The 18,435-nt window shown below is 48.9% G+C and carries 19 protein-coding genes; 13 read left to right on the top strand and 6 right to left on the bottom strand.

What is annotated here, in order from left to right:
• Positions 1-48: 48 nt before the first annotated feature.
• The 3 genes from BFG58_RS02320 (at position 49) to BFG58_RS02330 (ending at position 2,469) form a co-directional block, all read left to right on the top strand.
• A complete protein-coding gene (locus tag BFG58_RS02320; RefSeq protein WP_069719128.1) occupies positions 49-606 on the top strand; it encodes a recombinase family protein in 558 nt (185 codons plus the stop codon).
• 172 nt (positions 607-778) lie between these two features.
• Entirely contained in the window at positions 779-1,198 is a 420-nt protein-coding gene (locus tag BFG58_RS02325; RefSeq protein WP_042719076.1) for a translesion error-prone DNA polymerase V autoproteolytic subunit, read from the top strand.
• 2 nt (positions 1,199-1,200) lie between these two features.
• Entirely contained in the window at positions 1,201-2,469 is a 1,269-nt protein-coding gene (locus tag BFG58_RS02330) for a Y-family DNA polymerase (RefSeq protein WP_069719129.1), read from the top strand.
• Positions 2,470-2,604: 135 nt separating this feature from the next.
• Here the strand turns inward: BFG58_RS02330 and BFG58_RS02335 are convergent, their stop codons facing one another.
• Positions 2,605-3,561: a sensor domain-containing diguanylate cyclase gene (locus BFG58_RS02335; protein ID WP_069719130.1), complete on the bottom strand. Its 957-nt coding sequence runs from the start codon at positions 3,559-3,561 to the stop codon at positions 2,605-2,607.
• A 155-nt stretch (positions 3,562-3,716) separates the two neighbouring features.
• A complete protein-coding gene (locus tag BFG58_RS02340) occupies positions 3,717-4,397 on the bottom strand; it encodes an SOS response-associated peptidase (protein WP_069719131.1) in 681 nt (226 codons plus the stop codon).
• A gap of 554 nt (positions 4,398-4,951) precedes the next feature.
• On the opposite strand from BFG58_RS02340, the gene BFG58_RS22970 reads away from it, so the two are divergent.
• Together BFG58_RS22970 and BFG58_RS02345 are read left to right on the top strand one after the other, a co-directional pair.
• Complete coding sequence (locus BFG58_RS22970) at positions 4,952-5,668, top strand: YnfC family lipoprotein (protein ID WP_083261451.1); 717 nt, start codon at positions 4,952-4,954, stop codon at positions 5,666-5,668.
• Between the two features lie 94 nt (positions 5,669-5,762).
• Positions 5,763-6,278 carry a GNAT family N-acetyltransferase gene (locus BFG58_RS02345; RefSeq protein WP_069719132.1) on the top strand — a complete coding sequence of 172 codons (516 nt, stop codon included), beginning with the start codon at positions 5,763-5,765 and terminating at the stop codon, positions 6,276-6,278.
• Positions 6,279-6,311: 33 nt separating this feature from the next.
• On the opposite strand, the gene BFG58_RS02350 is transcribed toward BFG58_RS02345, so the two are convergent.
• A complete protein-coding gene (locus BFG58_RS02350) occupies positions 6,312-6,722 on the bottom strand; it encodes an ASCH domain-containing protein (RefSeq protein WP_069719133.1) in 411 nt (136 codons plus the stop codon).
• Positions 6,716-7,021 carry a hypothetical protein gene (locus tag BFG58_RS23695; protein WP_139125289.1) on the bottom strand — a complete coding sequence of 102 codons (306 nt, stop codon included), beginning with the start codon at positions 7,019-7,021 and terminating at the stop codon, positions 6,716-6,718. The genes BFG58_RS02350 and BFG58_RS23695 overlap by 7 nt, the downstream gene beginning before the upstream one ends.
• A 405-nt stretch (positions 7,022-7,426) precedes the next feature.
• On the opposite strand from BFG58_RS23695, the gene BFG58_RS02355 reads away from it, so the two are divergent.
• The 8 genes from BFG58_RS02355 (at position 7,427) to BFG58_RS24255 (ending at position 13,035) form a co-directional block, all read left to right on the top strand.
• On the top strand, positions 7,427-8,950 hold the full coding sequence (locus tag BFG58_RS02355) for a cyclic diguanylate phosphodiesterase (RefSeq protein ID WP_069719134.1): 1,524 nt from the start codon (positions 7,427-7,429) through the stop codon (positions 8,948-8,950).
• Between the two features lie 476 nt (positions 8,951-9,426).
• Positions 9,427-9,771, top strand: coding sequence for a DUF1294 domain-containing protein (locus tag BFG58_RS02360; RefSeq protein ID WP_069719135.1), 345 nt, complete (start codon positions 9,427-9,429; stop codon positions 9,769-9,771).
• Positions 9,772-9,843: 72 nt separating this feature from the next.
• Positions 9,844-10,284 (top strand): VOC family protein, encoded by a 441-nt coding sequence (locus BFG58_RS02365; protein WP_045908846.1) that lies wholly within the window; start codon positions 9,844-9,846, stop codon positions 10,282-10,284.
• A gap of 152 nt (positions 10,285-10,436) precedes the next feature.
• On the top strand, positions 10,437-10,886 hold the full coding sequence (locus BFG58_RS02370) for a hypothetical protein (protein WP_069719136.1): 450 nt from the start codon (positions 10,437-10,439) through the stop codon (positions 10,884-10,886).
• Positions 10,887-11,144: 258 nt separating this feature from the next.
• Entirely contained in the window at positions 11,145-12,176 is a 1,032-nt protein-coding gene (locus BFG58_RS02375) for a methyltransferase (protein WP_069719137.1), read from the top strand.
• Positions 12,177-12,265: 89 nt separating this feature from the next.
• Positions 12,266-12,463: a hypothetical protein gene (locus tag BFG58_RS02380; RefSeq protein ID WP_023616678.1), complete on the top strand. Its 198-nt coding sequence runs from the start codon at positions 12,266-12,268 to the stop codon at positions 12,461-12,463.
• Positions 12,464-12,466: 3 nt separating this feature from the next.
• On the top strand, positions 12,467-12,889 hold the full coding sequence (locus BFG58_RS02385; protein ID WP_048223456.1) for a GFA family protein: 423 nt from the start codon (positions 12,467-12,469) through the stop codon (positions 12,887-12,889).
• Between the two features lie 68 nt (positions 12,890-12,957).
• Complete coding sequence (locus BFG58_RS24255) at positions 12,958-13,035, top strand: hypothetical protein (protein ID WP_223239581.1); 78 nt, start codon at positions 12,958-12,960, stop codon at positions 13,033-13,035.
• 338 nt (positions 13,036-13,373) lie between these two features.
• Here BFG58_RS24255 and ompC read toward each other — a convergent pair whose 3' ends face one another.
• Positions 13,374-14,513 (bottom strand): porin OmpC, encoded by a 1,140-nt coding sequence (ompC, locus tag BFG58_RS02390; RefSeq protein WP_069719138.1) that lies wholly within the window; start codon positions 14,511-14,513, stop codon positions 13,374-13,376.
• Between the two features lie 388 nt (positions 14,514-14,901).
• Positions 14,902-18,426: a pyruvate:ferredoxin (flavodoxin) oxidoreductase gene (nifJ, locus tag BFG58_RS02395; RefSeq protein WP_069719139.1), complete on the bottom strand. Its 3,525-nt coding sequence runs from the start codon at positions 18,424-18,426 to the stop codon at positions 14,902-14,904.
• Positions 18,427-18,435: the final 9 nt, after the last annotated feature.

Below are 18,435 nucleotides of genomic sequence, written 5' to 3' on the forward strand. Positions count from 1 at the left end.
GCCGATACCTTCACCTGATTTTTTTGCAGAAATAACTGGGTGAAAAATATGCAAATTGGCTATGTAAGGGTGTCAACAACTGACCAAAATACGGATCTTCAGCGGCAAGCACTCGAACGCGCAGGATGTGAACAGATTTTCGAAGAAAAAATGAGCGGAACAGTGGCAAATCGTCCAGCACTAAAAAAGCTCCTTAAGGCATTGAATGAAGGGGACACGTTGGTGGTCTGGAAACTGGATCGTCTTGGGCGAAGCATGCGGAATCTCGTGCTGCTGGTGGACGAACTCCGGCAGCGCGGCATCCACTTTAAGAGCCTCACGGACAGTATCGATACATCCAGCCCGATGGGGCGCTTCATCTTTCATATCATGTCAGCTCTGGCCGAAATGGAGAGAGAGTTGATCGTTGAGCGCACCCGGGCGGGGTTGGCGGCTGCTCGAGAGAAAGGACGAATAGGTGGCAGGCGTCCGAAGCTTACCCATGAGCAATGGGCGCAAGCAGGCCGACTGATAGCGAACGGAGTAGACAGGAAGCAGGTAGCGATAATTTATGATGTGGCAGTATGTACGCTTTATAAAAAATTCCCCGTTTCAAAACCGGCTTAAATTTGCTCACATAGAGTTACTGTCACAAAATTTACAAAACTCATAATTTGAAGCGGCATAGAAACTTAGAAGCGAAACGGCGAAGCTTTAATCATTCATGACAGACCCTCTGTCTTGCGAGCATACTCAAATGAAACTACTGTATATAAAAACAGTATTTGAGGTATGTAACATGGAATTTATCAGGCCTGCAGAACTGCGAGAAATTATTGCTCTCCCGCTTTTCAGTGACTTAGTGCAGTGTGGTTTCCCAAGCCCCGCGGCTGATTACGTTGAACAGCGCATTGATCTCAATGAGTTACTTGTCGCTCACCCGAGCTCCACATATTTCGTCAAAGCCGCGGGGGATTCTATGATCGAAGCCGGGATCAGCGACGGCGATCTGCTGGTAGTCGACAGCTCGCGCACTGCTGAGCATGGAGACATTGTTATCGCCGCTGTAGAAGGGGAGTTCACTGTTAAACGCCTGCAGCTGCGCCCAACTGTGCAACTCAATCCTATGAACAGCGCCTACAGTCCGATTGTTGTTGGTAGCGAAGACACGCTGGACGTTTTCGGCGTCGTGACTTTCATCGTTAAATCTGCGAGCTGAATATGTTTGCGCTCTGTGATGTGAATTCGTTCTACGCATCATGTGAGACGGTGTTTCGTCCCGATTTGAGGGGGCGGCCGGTGGTCGTTCTGTCGAATAACGATGGCTGTGTAATCGCACGCAGCGCGGAGGCCAAAGCTGCTGGAATTACTATGGGAGAGCCGTTCTTCAAGCAAAAGGAGCTTTTCCGGCGCGCTGGCGTTGTTTGCTTCAGCAGCAACTACGAGCTTTATGCTGACATGTCGAACCGTGTGATGACCACGCTCGAGGACATGAGCCCCCGCGTCGAAATTTACAGCATCGACGAAGCTTTCTGCGACCTGACAGGGGTTCGCAACTGCCGGGACCTGACGGAGTTCGGTAAAGAGATCCGCGCTACGGTTCTGAAACGTACGCACCTGACTGTTGGGGTTGGCATCGCGCAGACGAAAACCCTCGCTAAGCTGGCAAATCACGCCGCCAAGAAATGGCAGAGGCAGACGGGCGGAGTGGTTGATTTGTCCAATATCGATCGCCAGCGTCGGTTGTTGTCTATTATGCCGGTAGAGGACGTATGGGGCGTTGGCAGGCGTATCAGTAAGAAACTGATCGCCATGGGCATCAAAACGGCTCTGGACCTCTCAGAACAAAGCACATGGATTATTCGCAAACACTTCAATGTCGTACTGGAGCGAACCGTCCGGGAGTTGCGCGGCGAGCCTTGTCTTGAACTGGAAGAGTTTGCGCCGGCAAAGCAGGAAATCGTCTGCAGTCGATCATTTGGCGAACGCGTGACAAAGTACGAACAGATGCGTCAGGCTATCTGCAGCTATGCGGCGCGTGGTGCCGAAAAGCTTCGTGGTGAGCACCAGTATTGCCGTTTTATCTCGGCGTTCGTGAAGACCTCTCCCTTTGCGCTTAACGAGCCGTATTATGGCAACAGCTCATCGGTGAAGTTGCTGACTCCAACACAAGATTCCCGCGACATTATTAACGCCGCAGTTAAGTGTTTGGACAAAATCTGGAAGGATGGCCACCGGTACCAGAAAGCCGGCATTATGCTCGGGGACTTCTTTAGCCATGGAGTGGCCCAGCTCAACTTGTTCGACGAGAACGCGCCGCGGGCCGGTAGTGAAAAGTTGATGGAAGTGCTCGATCATCTTAATGCTAAAAATGGAAAGGGAACTCTGTATTTTGCCGGCCAGGGTATACAGCAACAGTGGCAGATGAAGCGTGAAATGCTATCGCCACGGTACACTACAAGGTATGCGGATCTCCTCAGGGTACGATAGTGTTTTGGATTACTTGATCTGCTGGGCGCCAAGAGCAGAGGGCATCAGTTAAGCATCAAGACGACTTAAATAGACAAATATGAGCTCATTTTCCAGGCGAATGTATGCAACCAGACAGTTGCGAAATTCATGTGTCTATAAATGCTTGCGGCGTTTAGCTGAGTACATCACCTCATCACATTCTTTAATCATTTCCCCCAGCAACGGATACTTGATTGGGTCACTATGCAACATTCCGAAAGAATAATTAATGTTATATGGCTTACCCGAATTTGCATTGTAATCATCAACACATTGACGTAAACCTTGCAAAAAGGTATTAGTGCGACTCTGATCAGCAATAAGCACAGAAAACTCATCTCCGCCAAGACGTCCTGCGATATCACCACGATCAAGATGTTGGGTCAGCATATCGGCAAACACTTTTAACACTTCGTCACCTTCTGCATGTCCCCATAGATCATTGATAGGCTTGAATTTGTCGAGATCAAAAAATATAAGGCTGAACGATGCATTGGTTTGATTGAGGACTCGGAATCGCTTTTCACCTTTACTGTAAAATCCCCGACGATTGAGTATACTCGTCAAACTATCGGTCATGGCCATACCAATAACCTTAAATTCATCCTCAACGATGCATGCTAAATCTTTGAGCGAGGAAATATCATCGGCGTTGAAATGACGTGGTGAGGTATGGATTAGGCATAGTGTGCCTGCAACTTCTCCATCAGGCAAATGCACGGGATAACCAGCGTAGAATCGGATGTGAGGCTCGCCAGTAACAAGTGGATTATCGTGAAAGCGGTCATCATTCTTCGCATCGTTAACGATGAAAGGACCTTCCTTCAAAATGGCATGACCACAGAACGAGATGTCGCGTGGCGTTTCTCTAATTCCTAACCCTTCGCATGCAAGAAGCCATTGCCGCTTGCGATCCAATAGGCTAATCAGAACAACAGGAACCTGGAAGACCTTCTTTGCGAGTCGGGTTAAACGATCGAAACGTTCTTCGTCTCTCATATCAAGAAGATCGGCCTGATAAAGTGATTTCAGTCTGTCTTCTTCATTATCAGGTATGCCGGGAAATTTCATTTTCCTATCCTATTGGCTTAGTAATTCGATTCACTGAATCTATTAACTATATGAAAAACATTGTTTTTACACTAAAGGTAACAGAACAATTAACAACAATTTTCTATGGGTAGATTAGACTAATGCAGAATCATAGCAAATGTGATTTTTAGACATTATTTTGAAGAGAGGATAGGGGCGATTAACTGCGGATCTTGGTTCTTCACATTACCTACGGCGCGTGATACAGCGTGCCAAAGAAACTTGTCGGCAGGCACAGCGCCATCGGCAGCAATTTCTTCAGCTTCGTTCCCGTCTATATCCTGTCGCATCCATTCACGTGCCGCTTCAGGCGACAGAACCAATGGCCTGCGGTCGTGAATGTCGACCAAACCTTTATCAGCTGCAGACGTCACGATGAGAAAACCTTCCGCTTCGTCGCCGCGCTCAAATGGTGTGCTGCCGATCGCAGCCATAAATATTGGCAGGCCGTCGGCGCGGTGAATGAAGTAGGGCTGTTTATTATCACTTTCCTTTTTCCATTCGAACCATCCATCTGCAAAGCAGATCGCCCGACCATGCTGCCACAAAGGTTTAAACATTCGACTGGTGGCCGCAGTTTCGACGCGCGCGTTAATCAGTGGCGGCTTATCCCACCACCCAGGCGCGTATCCCCAGAATACCGGATCGAGGTGCAGTTGTTCGTCGCGTTCACTCAACAGCAGGACTTTGGTACCAGGGGCCACGTTGTAACGACCGATTGGTTCAGGGTCGTATGCGATGTCGCGATCGGCTTCATCAGCAAGGTAAGTCAGATATTCTTCACGCGTTTGAGCTTGTGCAAAACGTCCACACATAGAAACCTCGAGCCAGATGTCAGAATAAAAGTATAGGACAGGGAGAAAAAGAGGTGCGCACTGGATAAAGTTAGGGGCAAATTTAGGGGCAAAACAGCGGAATAAGGGCAAAAAAAGGACATTAAAAATGTAGTTCTGGGTAGCTTTAGGGAGAAGTTGCTATGCTATAACTATTTGAATAAAATGATAAAATAAATGATATCAATGAGTTGTAAAAATCAGCGTAGCTTATTCAGGTTGTATTGCTCTTTTTTGTTAATCTCTTGATTCTCTTGCATTGAGTACTACCTTCGGAGCCAGCAGGGGCAAAAATTGTATGCCGCGTATGGTACGGATTCCGGCGGCGAATGCCAGCACGTTTTACAGCTGCGTGAAATCTGGCGCCGATACGTGATAAAGGGTAGCGTTCAGACTTTTGGATACGATAGCGACTTTACGGCAAACGGCGCAGTTGTGGTGCAATCATCTCCGCCAGTATCAATATTGAAGATTAGCAGTAAGCATGCTGTAATGAGCTTACTTAATTTGAGGGTAACTTGAGCCTAGATTTAAAAATGATAAAAACTTCTACTCTTTTCCTTTGTACTTCCTTATTTTCAAGCATGGCTTTTGCAGAAAATCACTACATACCTCTACTTTATAACTTATCGACTATGTTTGATTTCAATCCAGTTAAGGGGGCTGTTAAATCCTTAGATACTGATGTTGAGGAGAATGGAAAAATCACTTATAAAATCTCCATCAGACTGGATAAAAATGGTTGTGTTGATAGCTTAAATCTTGATAATGTTTCTTCTGGACATCAAACCATTCTAAAATATACAAATGGAAGTCTTATTGGCCATAGAGATGGCAAGCCTTTCTCAATACAACTTGATGAAAAATGCCACATTTTGAGTAAAAATGAAAACGGTGACGAGTTGCGTTACACTCTTTACCCGAATGGATTAATTAAAGACGCCTATTTTTTAGGCAAAAAAATATCTGAACATTTTTATGATGAAGACTATAATTTGACGCGCTCTGAATTTTATAGTTCAGAAAGCGTTATGTCTAAAAATGAAATATCTTATGTTGATAAAAAAAGAAAGCCTCTTGATTATAAACTAATAAACTCATCAGTTTTCTCGGAGGGGTATACAGCAACCAGTTTTTGTCATTATAACGAAATGCTTGTGCCTGAAATATGTAATGCCACAGTACAGAACGCAGGTAATCCGGTGCCGAAACCAGTTTCAATGACAGCGCATACGAAAGTTGAATTCTACTAGATTAAAACGATTCCAATAAGCTACCTCCGGCGTCATGGTGTTTTATCGGGACGAGTTCAATGAAGGCACTGGCTTAATGTAAGAGGAATTTAAGATGAATGTAGAAACGGTCCGCTTAATCCTGGAACCCTATAATGATTCACATTATGAAGGCTTAAGGGTAATGGATAGTGATGCTGAGGTGATGCGCTATATCAATAAGGGTATCGTTAAAACGCCCGAAGAAACCTGGGAGGGCATCAGAAGGGTGCAGGCTCGCTGGGATAAGTATCACTTCTCGTGGTGGGCTATCAGAGAGAAATCTTCTGGTGCGATCGTTGGTGCAGCATGCCTCCAGCACCTGGCAAACGTGGAGGGTGCACCATTAGAGATTGGCTGGCGCCTCGTTCCTGAACATATTGGCAAAGGCTATGCTACAGAGGCAGCGAAAGCGATCGTTGATTATGCTGTAGAACGGGTGGGAGCATCTTATCTGGTGGCCGTGGCCGATCCCGAAAATATCGCATCGCAGCGTGTTATGAAAAGGTTAGGTATGACTTATAAAGCAATAGAGCAGCATTACGATACGGAATGCGTAGTCTATGAGCTTAATATTGGTAAGCCTGCTTAAGTAACAGATACACCTCTGCCACTTTATCTCCGCTTACAACACCTCAACCAATTCAAATTCTTCTGCGACCAGTTCCATATCTTCAGAAAAATGGCCTTCGCGGAAGAAAAATCGCTGATGCTCTGTCTGCCAGTATTCAAGGCTTAAATCACCTTCACCCTCTTTGCGAGCGAATTCCTCATTAACATCGCAAAAACGCACCAGTCGCATGGAAACCAGCCGGATCACACAGACCGGGACATTCTGGCCATCAAGAATGATGTTATAGCTCCCTATCCGCGGAGCAGATACATCCTGCAAGTACGAGGCAAAAGATCCGCAGGTGGCCGTTTTGAGTCCTTTTTTAATCAGATTCGCAAGCTCGTTTGCAAGTGCCGGGCTGTCACCCATTTGCCAGGCCTGTGCGCCCGGGTATTTCATTTTTAATTCCTCAACCGTCACCATTCAACTTCCCTCATAACTTTTATCAAAAGAAACATACCAGCGGTTTTAGCATAAACATCGTCGATACCAGAAGCGTACTCTGCTTTCCTGACACCTTTTTTCACTGGTGGTGTGCATGAAAACAAGGCGTTGCGCTTATTGCCCGAGTAAATATATCCTTGTGGGGTTATCTGTGTGGTGAATCTGTGGCCGGTAGCCAGCCGAGTGATGTTGTATAACAAAGAAAAGTCACCGGGATAGAACCGACACCACGCTTTTTCTGTAACTTTTATCCCATTGGAAGGGGTTAACGTGTTCAAGCTTAATTCATCGCTACTGGTGGCGTTGCTACTGTCAGGCTGTAGTTCCGATCTGGTTCTCAGCCCACCTCAGCAACCTGAATACAAGTCGATGCCTGAAATAACGCAGTCTGTGACGCCATCACAACAGCGTGCAATCATGGCAGGCGAGCGGCCTGACTGGTCAGAAAGAACGCCGGTCAAGACAATAAAGCAGTACTAATAAGCACGTATCAACCAGGGCTGCCGTTCGGCGGCCTTTTTATTTCCCCATTTTAGAAGGTGCAACGATGGAGGCTGGTTTGCGGGAAAATTTCTGACGCCTGACATGGTATTTCTTTCTTTATCAACCATGCTTAAGACGAAGACAATTCAATCACTTCAGGATCGCTGAAGGAACAACATACCCATAATCGAGAACTCAAAATGCGCCATGCATCTATTCCCTTAGCTGCAGCCACAACAATTTTTATCCTGGGCGTTTTTATCATCAATTTACAGGTTTGGTATTCTGCACGTGCTGACAGCCTTGCCGGGGCGCACTATGTCGTCAGGAATATTAACGTCATTCTTAAAGAGGCGCATCATGCCAGCCAGATGGCAATGCAGCTTGCTGACAACGAGTGTGATGTGGAAGGGCAGTATCGGCTAGGGACTGAGGCTGCGTTACAGCCCCATCTCAGAACGATCATGATTCTGAAAAAGGATGCGGTCTGGTGCTCCTCGTTGCCGGGAAACCGCGTTCTGCTGGTCAACAGCTCTGCGTTACCAGAATCACCCTTGCTGCTCGTCCCTTCAGAAAGTACAGTCAACGGGCTGCCCGTTCTTGTCTATCAGACAAATCATACCGGAAGTCGGGTGATGGTGAGCATCAGCGACAGCCATATCCGGGATGCCCTGGACATACCATTAAAGGGTGTTAAGTATTCATTACGAGTAGGAAACCGTATTTTAGGTTTGTCAGGTGATGTGGCGACTGCATTCCATTCGGATAAAGAGGTATTAGCCTTAAAAGCGTCTGATTATCCTTTCTCGATTGAGTTTAACCCGCCGCCATTTTTTAGCCTGACCAGATTATTCAATCGGGCCGGAGGGGTGCTGTTATTCCTTCTGCTTATTTCCGCTTTTTCTGCGTATCTTCTTCAGCGATATCTTTCTAAGGACATTTCACCTGCAGAGTCGCTGCGCACCGCCATTGACAGAGATGAGATTATTCCCTATTACCAGCCCGTTGTGAGCGGTAAAGAGGGATCGTTGCGCGGGGTAGAAGTGCTGGCCAGATGGAAGCATCCACAGTCAGGGTTTATCTCTCCCGCTTCATTTATTCCTCTTGCGGAGAAATCAGGCTTAATCATTCCCTTAACCCAGAGTTTAATGCGCCAGGTTGCCGCGCATATGAATTCGATCTCTACATTGCTGCCAGAAGGGTTTCATGTCGGCATTAACTTCAGTGCGTCTCATATTGTCTCCTCCACCTTTTATGAGGAGTGTCTGCATTACAAGCGCAGCTTTGTGCAACAGGATCTTAACCTTGTCGTTGAGGTGACCGAGCGTGAACCGCTTCATGTTGATGAACATCTTGTGAAGACCCTGAATGCGCTACATGAAATAGGGTTTGCCATTGCCCTGGATGATTTTGGGACGGGATATTCTGGTCTGTCCTACCTGCAGGATCTGCACATCGATTACATTAAAATCGACCAGAGCTTTGTTGCGAGGGTGAATGCCAGCGAGGATTCAACCGTGATACTGGATTCGGTACTGGAACTGGCAAAAAAACTGTCAATCAGTATTGTGGCGGAAGGGGTTGAAACACAAGAGCAACTTGATTATCTCACCCGAAATCACATTAAGTTTTTACAGGGTTTTTACTTCTACAAACCCACCCCGTTCAAGGAGCTGGTAAAAATTCTTTTGTCGAAGCCGAAAGTGAAGGTCATGGTGGAATGAGGCTTATCACAGCGTAAAAAATGGGGGGACATCACCCCCCTAAAGGAATGCAGACATTATTCTTTTAACTACGGTGATATTTTGTTGTTTATTGACTATCTGGTCAAATTAATTGTGTGCAACAGTAATTTTAAACTCCGGGGATTACGCGATACGCCTGAAAATTCTCTGGCTCTATTTTAAATTGATTTTCATCAATATTCCTTCCCCGTGTTTTTAAACAACCGGTGCAGTCGTTTTGATCTTGTTAAAGGGTTGCGCTGGCAATGTGTTTTTGCGGTGAGACGTTTCAGGATAATTTTTAAAGAAAAAAATGTTAACTCCCTAATTATAATGAAAGGATGCTTTACTGATTAAAACTGTATAAATGTTAATCTGAAAGCGACAGGCGATCACTTTGTTTTACAGAATTAAACTTCATCTATATTGGGTATAATGCGGCTTCGCAATTGCTAAACAACCCGGTGGCTGGTGCTATGACCCTCAATCGCTTTTGTTATTTACTCCTGATCTTTGCTGCAATCGGCAGCCTTTTTGCCTCTAACCCTTTGGCTATGTGGTTTCTGCTGATCAATGTGCTGACGATGGCTATGTATGGCGCCGATAAACAGGCAGCGCGTAAGGGTATGCGCAGGGTACCGGAAGCCACGCTGCTGGCATTTGGCGTAACCGGCGGCTGGCCTGGCGCGATTGTGGGCCAGCAGCTCTTTCGCCATAAAACGCAAAAGCAGCCCTTTAAAACCTACTTTTTCTTAAGCATTGTCGTTAGCATTGCCGTGATGGCGGCGGTTTACCATTTCTCGCCTGTTTCTTCTTTATGAGCGTATTGACATCAAGTTAACTTGAGCTTTTAAGATGTCAGCACTACGTTGATAAAGGAGTAACATCTTAAAATGAAAGACATTGATGTAGGTTTCACTCATGTCGCGTTTATGGTCAGGGACCTGGAAAAGAGTATTGCCTTCTATCGTCGCTATGCCGGTATGGAGGTCATTCATTTACGTGAACCCGACATGCCTGATGCAAGAAAAGTCGCATGGCTTAGCGACCATACCCGTCCTTTTGCACTGGTTCTTGTACAGGCCGATACCGTGACCGATACGCCGCTGGGCAGTTTCGGGCATCTGGGAATTGCCTGCGCGACCCGCGAAGAAATTGACAGAAAAACCGCGATGGCCACCGCTGAAGGTGTGCTAAGGAAGGCGCCTGAGAATGTAGGCGACCCCGTCGGATACTATGTCTTTTTTGCCGATCCCGATGGAAATACGTTAGAGCTGTCATTCGGACAGCGCGTCGGTCTGGAAGCGATCCGAACGGCCAGTCGGAATAAATAAAGCGAAGATACGTTAGCAACAGGAAACAGACCGCGTCGCGCGTCGTTAATTGATCCTCCATCACTGCCAATAGTAGTAGGACTATTCTTAAGTTGTTGCTGTTTTTTGCACAATCTGAATAATACGTGCAACACCACGGACGATAACATCCCATGAAAATAGTATCTATTATGCTGGCAGTGCTGGCGCTTTTTTCTGCGCCTGCCTGGTCCGCTTTTCAGGAGCGGGAATATAATACCTGGTATATGAAAAATGCGGTGCTTTATGATATGACGCAGACCTCGGAAGGTTATCCCGTCATGGTGAGCGTATCCCAGCCTGGGAGGAAATCCGCTAATTTGCTGGTGTCATATATTACGGAAGGGCGCTGTGGTGAGAATAAGCCGCCACTCAATGTGAATGGTACAGTGCTTCCCTCCAAATATCATTGTGTTCAGATAGGGAAAAACAGAATTGAACATTTTTCAGTTGTGGATGCGGACAGCGTCAATGGCATTGTGACGCATTTAAAATCTGATTTCACTATTCTCCTGCAAAACGATATCAAAATTTGGGCGGCAAATATCAAAACGCCAAAATACGGGCTGGCACCGAGATTCTGACGATGAAATGTCTGTCTCACGACAGGTATTATTTCTATCATGGTAATCATTTATGAAATAATAGTGTCATGGTGTTATTAATCAAAATATGGAGTAAGTGGCCCTGTTTTTTTACGTATTGAAATGGACTGTATGCTAAACGGTACGAAACCGCACAAATAATCATTACTGACATTGTGGATAAAGCTCGCTACCAGACTTACGCTTGCTAACGGCGTTTTAGTTGTTCAGCACATCTTTATTGGTAAGGAGCAGAAAATGTCACATCCTAATAGTCTGGATTTGCTAAGCCGTAAAGAAGGAATGTGTTTGTTAGAGCAAAGCATGGGTTTTGTCTGGCAGGCAGCACTTCGGGCTGTCGCAGTATTAGGCGTTGCAGATCGTCTGGTTGAAGGAAAAAAATCCATTACACAACTGGCGGAGGAGCTTAATGTCGATGGCGACTATCTTCATCGGATCATGCGCGTATTATCCTCTCGTGGGGTGTTCAACGAACTGTCCGAAGCTGAATACAGCCTTAGCCATTCAGCACTGTTCCTGTGTTCTGAGCATGAATTTTCATTGCGTGCGGCGGTGCTCATGCTGACAGACCCAACATTCTGGCAGCCAGCGGCTAAAATGGATGAGATATTGCAAGGCAAACCTGTTTTTAATGATTTGTTTGGCAAGCCTTTTTACGACTACTGGCAGCATGATGACACGATGACTGACAGCAACATTTTTCATGCGGGTATGGCCTCTATGTCATCCGTAGAGAATGAAGTCATCGCAGATAGCTATTCGTTCCCTCAAAACGCTGTCGTTGCCGATATCGCCGGTGGGCTGGGTAACTTATTGTTGGCCGTTTTACGTCGAAATCCGACCTTAACGGGGATCCTGTTCGATCAAAAAGACGTGCTTGAGCGGAATCGACTGCACTTGTTAAAGGATAATCGTCGATGGAAGACCATTGAGGGTAGCTTCTTTGAAGCCTGTCCTGGAGCGGATATTTACCTGCTTAAATATATTTTGATGGACTGGCCTGATGAGAAAGCGGTTCAGATACTTCAATCGTGTAGAAATGCAATGAAAGAAAATTCCCGATTATTAATTTTTGAACCACTTATCAAAAAAGAAAATAATGAGCAGGGACGATTTGAAATTGACCTTCTTCTTTTAACAAGCTTTGATGGAGGGCGGGCAAGAACGGAGTCTGAGTATCAGACCTTGTTTGAAAAGACCAGTCTGAAGTTAAACAATATAATAGACACCCGTTCGTATCTGTCGATTTTAGAAGTCGTACCTCTCTGAACTACGTAAATTATATTCACAAAGCGTGTGTCCTCATTCCGTTTTACCGGATTCCTGCTACGCTTGTCTGTTGTATCAGGAGCATGAGCATGATGAACAAAGACGAACAAACAGGTTTAGTGGGGCTGGCGATTGGGGCCGCCGTCATTGGGCTGGTTTCAGCGCAGAAACCGATCCATCGCAACAGTATTGTCGATGAACTGGTTAGGCTCGGCAGGCAAAAAGGCGATGGTGTAGAAGACGAGGTTTTCGTCAAAGCCGCCGAGCTGGTGAGAAAAGGGGTATAGCCTATGGCTGAATGTCGTAATGCGCAGTGCCATTGCGGTGCGGTGGCCTTTACCGTTGCGCTCACGGATGGCCTGAATACCGCGCGGCGCTGTAGCTGTTCCTTTTGTCGCATGCGGGGCGCGGTCGTCGTCTCTGCGCCGCTGTCAGGGATTACCGTGACCAAAGGTGAGGATAAGCTTACGGAGTATCGCTTTAACACGGGGACGGCACGGCACTTCTTCTGCTCGGTGTGCGGGATCTACACGTTTCATCAGCGGCGTTCCAATCCAAACGAATACGGCGTGAACGTTGCCTGCTTCGAAAACGTCTCACCGTTCGATTTCCCTGAAGTGACGGTGATGGACGGGGTTAACCATCCCGCGGATGGAGACAGCGGGGTGTTTGGCTACCTCTCTTTTCGCAAGAAAGGGACAGTTGAGGCGTAATTGCCGCCTGGCCACTCTGTAATCTGCCTGGCTATAGTGGAGGGTGGTTATCTGAAACAGGAGAAACTATGCTCTGTGTTGAAAAAGACGATCCGCGTGAGGCCCCTGAATCAGGTGATAAAAAGCCTCAACCCGTGAAAAAATAACGCGAACTGCGCGTTTACCCGCCACCGGCACTGCTGGTGGCTTTTTATTTCCGCGGGAGCAATATTAAACGCCATCAAGATGGTTCAACACCGCGCCGAGATGACCGACAATATCAGCAAAATCAAAAATTAACGCCATCCAGATGAGCGCTAAAAGAGTAAGTACGGCAACGGATACACGACCAAACAACGCTGTTATCCCTTGTGATGAAAAGGTTATCGTCTGAGTTTAACCAGCTTTTCCTCAACTTACCCTCAACCACACGATTCCAGAACCTGTTTTTTGTGACGAGCTTCAAAAAAAAGGGGAGCCCGCATTATCATGCGGGCTCTGGCAATCAGAACTGGTAAACCAGGCCCAGTGCCACGACATCATCCGTGCCGATGCCGTTGTTTTTGTAGAAGCTGTCATCTTCATCCAGCAGGTTGATTTTGTAATCAACATAGGTGGACATGTTTTTGTTGAAGTAGTAGGTCGCGCCGATGTCAGCGTATTTAACCAGATCCTGATCGCCCTGGCCGTTGCCGAGGTCCTTACCTTTAGACTGCAGGTAGGAAAGGGACGGACGCAGGCCGAAGTCGAACTGGTACTGTGCAGTCACTTCGAAGTTCTGGGTTTTGTTGGCAATACCGCCGCCCGAAGTGCTGTCAGTGGAACCGTATGGCGTCATATTGCGGGTTTCAGAGTACATTGCCGCCAGGTAGATATTATTAGCGTCATATTTCAGACCCGCGGTCCATGCGTCCGCTTTATCGCCGCCCGCATATTGAGATGCAGCACCAGTGCCTGCGATCACCTGGTCATTAGTACGGTCAGAAGAGGTATAGGCTGCACCTGCGGTAATCCCCATGCCGAAGTCATAGGTAGTAGAGATACCGAAGCCGTCGCCGTTCTCGTGACGCATGTCGCGGCCGTTGTTGGTGCCTTCCTGATTGTTGCTGGCATCTTCATTTTTGCCCTGATACTGCAGCGCGAAGTTCAGACCCTGCACCAGACCATAGAAGTCGGTGTTACGGTAGGTGGCCACGCCGTTGGCACGGCCGGTCATGAAGTTATCGGCTTTGGTGTAGGAGTCCCCGCCGAACTCAGGCAGCATATCGGTCCAGCCTTCCACGTCGTACAGAACACCGTAGTTACGACCGTAATCGAAGGAGCCATAATCACCCACTTTGATGCCGGCGAAGGCCAGACGCGTCCAGGACTGATTATCAGACCCTTCGGTGTTATTAGCCTGAATGTTGTATTCCCACTGCGCGTAGCCGGTCATCATGTCGTTGATCTGGGTTTCGCCTTTGAAGCCCAGACGCATGTAGGTTTGATCCCCGTCAGCGCCTTTATCGTCGGAGAAATAGTGCAGACCATCTACTTTTCCGTACAGATCTAATTTGTTGCCGTCTTTATTATAAATCTCTGCTGCATGAGTTGCGCCAGCCATTAACAGAGCCGGAATCATCAGGGCCAGTACTTTTCTTTGCATTATGATATTCCTTTGCGGTTGTTTTTATTTAATTACCTGTTGAACTTCCTGAATGAGAAAGTTGTCTCATGCTAAATCACTCCTGAGTAAGAGTAATAAATTATAATTGTTACGAACTAAGTAAAATCTAAACCGAATAAATCAACGGTAATAGTCATTGGTTTGATGAATGTCTTAATGCAAAGTATATAAAATTAAAATTATTAATCAGGCGTTAAGTAAGCTATTCTTGGCGGCGTTATATGCCTTTAAGATTATTTATCCATAATTCGCGTGAATATTATTTAGAAAACTAAATAGATATTTAATGATTATCTGGATTCTCCCGGTGTGAATACACCGGGTTTTTTTACGGCAAAAAAAAGCCCGGACACGCCGGGCTAAGAAACTAGTCGCTGGTCGTTTTTTCGGCTTTACCCGCCAGCTGCGCCAGGAAGTCATACCGTTTTTGCAGATCAGCCGCGGCGTCTTTCCATAGCTGTTCGGCCACTTCCGGTTGCTGCGCGTTAAGGCGACGGAAGCGCTGTTCCTGCATTAACGTCTCGGCCAGGGCATCTGACGGTGGACGAGAGTCCAGCGCCAGCGGTAACTTACCTTCGTCCGCACGGCGCGGGTCGAACCGGTACAGCGGCCAGAAGCCGGTCGCGGTCAGCTGTCGCATTTGATCGTGGCTGAGTGCCAGGTCGTAGCCATGCTCTTCACACGGGCTGTAGGCAATGATCAGCGACGGGCCTGGATACGCTTCCGCTTCCTGGATAGCCTTCACCGTCTGGTTAAGCTGAGCCCCCAGCGAGATTTGTGCGACGTAAACGTGACCGTACATCATCATGCTCACGCCGAGATCTTTACGTGCCTTGCGTTTGCCGTGTTCACCGAATTTCGTCACAGCGCCAAGCGGCGTGGCTTTAGACGCCTGACCACCGGTGTTGGAATAACACTGCGTATCCAGAACCAGGATATTGACGTTTTCGGTCAGGCTCAACACGTGATCCAGTCCACCAAAGCCGATGTCGTAAGCCCAGCCGTCACCGCCAATCAGCCAGATTGATTTTTCAACCAGCGCGTCCGCGTCGGTCAGCAGTTGTTCAGCGCCCGCCACGCCCTGAAGCGCCTGACGTAGCTCAGCAACCTGCTCACGACGTACCTCTGGCGTCGCGTCCGCGTGAAGCGCGTCATTGAGCCCGGCGGGGATCTGCCCGGCAAACTGTTCCAGCAGGCGCATCACGCGTGCGCGGTGCTGGTCAACGGTCAGGCGGAAGCCCAGGCCAAATTCGGCGTTGTCCTCGAACAGCGAGTTTGCCCACGCGGGACCGCGACCGTTGGCGTCAGTGGTGTACGGCGTGGAGGGCAGGTTACCGCCATAAATAGACGAACAGCCGGTAGCGTTGGCAATCAGCATCCTGTCGCCGTACAGCTGGGTAAGCAGCTTGATATACGGCGTTTCACCGCAGCCTGAGCAGGCGCCGGAGTATTCAAACAGCGGCGTGATCAGCTGCGAAGTGCGAATATCAATGCGTTCCAGTTTGCTGCGATCGATTTCCGGCAGATTCAGGAAGAAGTCATAATTAACCTTCTCCTCTTCAACATGCTCCAGACGCGACATCATATTGATGGCTTTGATCTCCGGGTTCTGCCTGTCTTTCGCCGGACAGACCTCGACGCACAGATTACAGCCGGTGCAATCTTCCGGTGCGACCTGCAGAACGTATTTCTGTCCGCGCATATCGCGGGATTTCACATCCAGAGAGTGCAGGCTGGCCGGCGCGGCCTCCATCTCTTCAGGTGACACCACTTTGGCGCGAATGGCAGAGTGCGGGCAGGCCGCCACGCAGTGGTTGCACTGGGTACACAGCTCTTCCTTCCAGATGGGGATCGCTTCGGCGATGTTTCGTTTTTCCCAGCGGGTGGTGCCCATCGGCCAGGTGCCATCTGGCGGCAGCGCAGAGACGGGCAGGGCATCACCCAGCCCGGCCAGCATCGCGGCCGTCACGGTCTTCACGAAATCAGGCGCCGCATCGGACACGACTGGAGGGCGGTTCGGGCTTGCGGCATTGACCGGCTGCAGCGGCACCTCGAACAGCGACTCGCGCGCCAGCGCCAGCGCCTGCCAGTTACGTTCGACCAGCTCCTGGCCCTTGCTGCTATAACTTTTGGCAATCGCGCCCTGCAGTTCCGCCAGCGCGCTGTCGCCCGGCAGGATATTCGTCAGATGGAAGAAGGCCATCTGCATAACGGTATTGATACGCGCGGCAAGGCCACATTCGCGGGCAATTTTCGCCGCGTTCACCACGAAGAAACGGGCTTTTTTCTGGTTCAGCACCGCCTGCACTTCCTGCGGCAGGCGCGACCAGACCTCATCTGCGCTGTATGGCGTATTCAGGAGGAAAATACCGCCAGGCTTCAGGCGTTCGGCCATCTGGTATTTATCGATAAACTGCAGCTGGTGACAGCCAACAAAATCAGCCTGAGAAATTAGATACGCAGAGCGGATGGGCTGTTCGCTCACGCGCAGGTGGGAAACGGTCAGGCCGCCGGCTTTCTTGGAGTCATAGACGAAGTATCCCTGGGCGTACCACGGCGTGGAGTTCCCGATGATTTTGATGTTGTTTTTGGTCGCGGAGACGCTGCCGTCACTGCCCAGACCATAGAACAGCGCCTCGAGTTTGGCGGTTGAGGGCAGGGTGTTTTCCGGCAACGACAGGGACAGATTGGTCACATCATCATAAATGCCGACGGTAAAGCGCGGCTTGGGCTTCGCTTCGCTGAGCTCGTTGAATACCGCCAGCACGCAGTCCGGTCCGAACTCTTTGGAGGACAAACCATACCGCCCTCCGATCACGCGCGGCAGCGTTTCACGTTCGCCTTGATTAAAGGCTTCGGCCAGGGCAGTCATCACATCCAGATACAGCGGTTCTGCCTGCGCCCCCGGCTCTTTGGTGCGATCGAGCACCGCAACGGTACGCACGCTCTCCGGCAGCGCAGAGAGCAGATGTTTCGCCGAGAACGGCCGATAGAGACGCACTTTAAGCACGCCAACCTTTTCGCCACGCGTCAGCAGTTCGTCAACAACTTCCTCGCAGGTGCCAATGGCAGAGCCCATCAACACAATGACCCGTTCCGCCTGCGGATGGCCGTAATACTCAAAGGGTTTGTATTCCCGACCGGTCGCGGCGGCAAAGTCATTCATCGCCTGTTCAACATGGTCGTAAACCGCGTTGTACCACGGGTTCGTGGCCTCGCGGGACTGGAAATAGGTATCTGGGTTCGCCGACGTGCCGCGAATCACCGGGTGTTCCGGATTCAGGGCGCGGGCGCGATGCGCGTCGATATCCGCCTGCGGGAGGAGATTCAGGATTGTCTCGTCAGCCAGCGGCACAATTTTGTTAATTTCGTGCGAGGTGCGGAAACCATCAAAGAAATGAATAAACGGCACCCGGCTTTTGAGCGTGGCGATATGCGAAATTAAGGCAAAGTCCTGGGCTTCCTGAACGCTGCTGGCGCACAGCATTGCGCAGCCGGTCTGGCGTACGGCCATCACGTCTGAGTGATCGCCAAAGATAGAGAGCGCGTGGGTGGCAACGGTCCGCGCAGCAACGTGCAGAACGAAGGGGGTCAGTTGCCCGGCGAGTTTGTAGAGCGTCGGGATCATTAACAACAATCCCTGAGAAGAGGTGAACGACGTGGAAAGCGCGCCGGTCTGAAGCGCGCCGTGCACCGTGGCAATCGCACCGGCTTCAGACTGCATTTCAACTACTCTCGGGACATCGCCCCAGACGTTTTTTAACCCGTTACCCGCCCAGGCGTCTGCCTGCTCAGCCATGGTCGAACTTGGCGTAATCGGGTAGATGGCGATAACTTCACTGGTGCGAAACGCGACTGAGGCAACTGCACCATTACCGTCAATAGTTTGCATAGGACAACA

The organism is Enterobacter sp. ku-bf2 (assembly GCF_001742765.1).
GTDB lineage: Bacteria > Pseudomonadota > Gammaproteobacteria > Enterobacterales > Enterobacteriaceae > Enterobacter > Enterobacter quasiroggenkampii.

What these genes read in the sequence shown, in the direction of transcription:
- BFG58_RS02320 (WP_069719128.1), top strand. Translation starts at nt 49, where the DNA reads ATGCAAATTGGCTATGTAAGGGTGTCAACAACTGACCAAAATACGGAT.
- BFG58_RS02325 (WP_042719076.1), top strand. Translation starts at nt 779, where the DNA reads ATGGAATTTATCAGGCCTGCAGAACTGCGAGAAATTATTGCTCTCCCG.
- BFG58_RS02330 (WP_069719129.1), top strand. Translation starts at nt 1,201, where the DNA reads ATGTTTGCGCTCTGTGATGTGAATTCGTTCTACGCATCATGTGAGACG.
- BFG58_RS02335 (WP_069719130.1), bottom strand. Translation starts at nt 3,561, where the DNA reads ATGAAATTTCCCGGCATACCTGATAATGAAGAAGACAGACTGAAATCA.
- BFG58_RS02340 (WP_069719131.1), bottom strand. Translation starts at nt 4,397, where the DNA reads ATGTGTGGACGTTTTGCACAAGCTCAAACGCGTGAAGAATATCTGACT.
- BFG58_RS22970 (WP_083261451.1), top strand. Translation starts at nt 4,952, where the DNA reads ATGATAAAAACTTCTACTCTTTTCCTTTGTACTTCCTTATTTTCAAGC.
- BFG58_RS02345 (WP_069719132.1), top strand. Translation starts at nt 5,763, where the DNA reads ATGAATGTAGAAACGGTCCGCTTAATCCTGGAACCCTATAATGATTCA.
- BFG58_RS02350 (WP_069719133.1), bottom strand. Translation starts at nt 6,722, where the DNA reads ATGGTGACGGTTGAGGAATTAAAAATGAAATACCCGGGCGCACAGGCC.
- BFG58_RS02355 (WP_069719134.1), top strand. Translation starts at nt 7,427, where the DNA reads ATGCGCCATGCATCTATTCCCTTAGCTGCAGCCACAACAATTTTTATC.
- BFG58_RS02360 (WP_069719135.1), top strand. Translation starts at nt 9,427, where the DNA reads ATGACCCTCAATCGCTTTTGTTATTTACTCCTGATCTTTGCTGCAATC.
- BFG58_RS02365 (WP_045908846.1), top strand. Translation starts at nt 9,844, where the DNA reads ATGAAAGACATTGATGTAGGTTTCACTCATGTCGCGTTTATGGTCAGG.
- BFG58_RS02370 (WP_069719136.1), top strand. Translation starts at nt 10,437, where the DNA reads ATGAAAATAGTATCTATTATGCTGGCAGTGCTGGCGCTTTTTTCTGCG.
- BFG58_RS02375 (WP_069719137.1), top strand. Translation starts at nt 11,145, where the DNA reads ATGTCACATCCTAATAGTCTGGATTTGCTAAGCCGTAAAGAAGGAATG.
- BFG58_RS02380 (WP_023616678.1), top strand. Translation starts at nt 12,266, where the DNA reads ATGATGAACAAAGACGAACAAACAGGTTTAGTGGGGCTGGCGATTGGG.
- BFG58_RS02385 (WP_048223456.1), top strand. Translation starts at nt 12,467, where the DNA reads ATGGCTGAATGTCGTAATGCGCAGTGCCATTGCGGTGCGGTGGCCTTT.
- BFG58_RS24255 (WP_223239581.1), top strand. Translation starts at nt 12,958, where the DNA reads ATGCTCTGTGTTGAAAAAGACGATCCGCGTGAGGCCCCTGAATCAGGT.
- ompC (WP_069719138.1), bottom strand. Translation starts at nt 14,513, where the DNA reads ATGCAAAGAAAAGTACTGGCCCTGATGATTCCGGCTCTGTTAATGGCT.
- nifJ (WP_069719139.1), bottom strand. Translation starts at nt 18,426, where the DNA reads ATGCAAACTATTGACGGTAATGGTGCAGTTGCCTCAGTCGCGTTTCGC.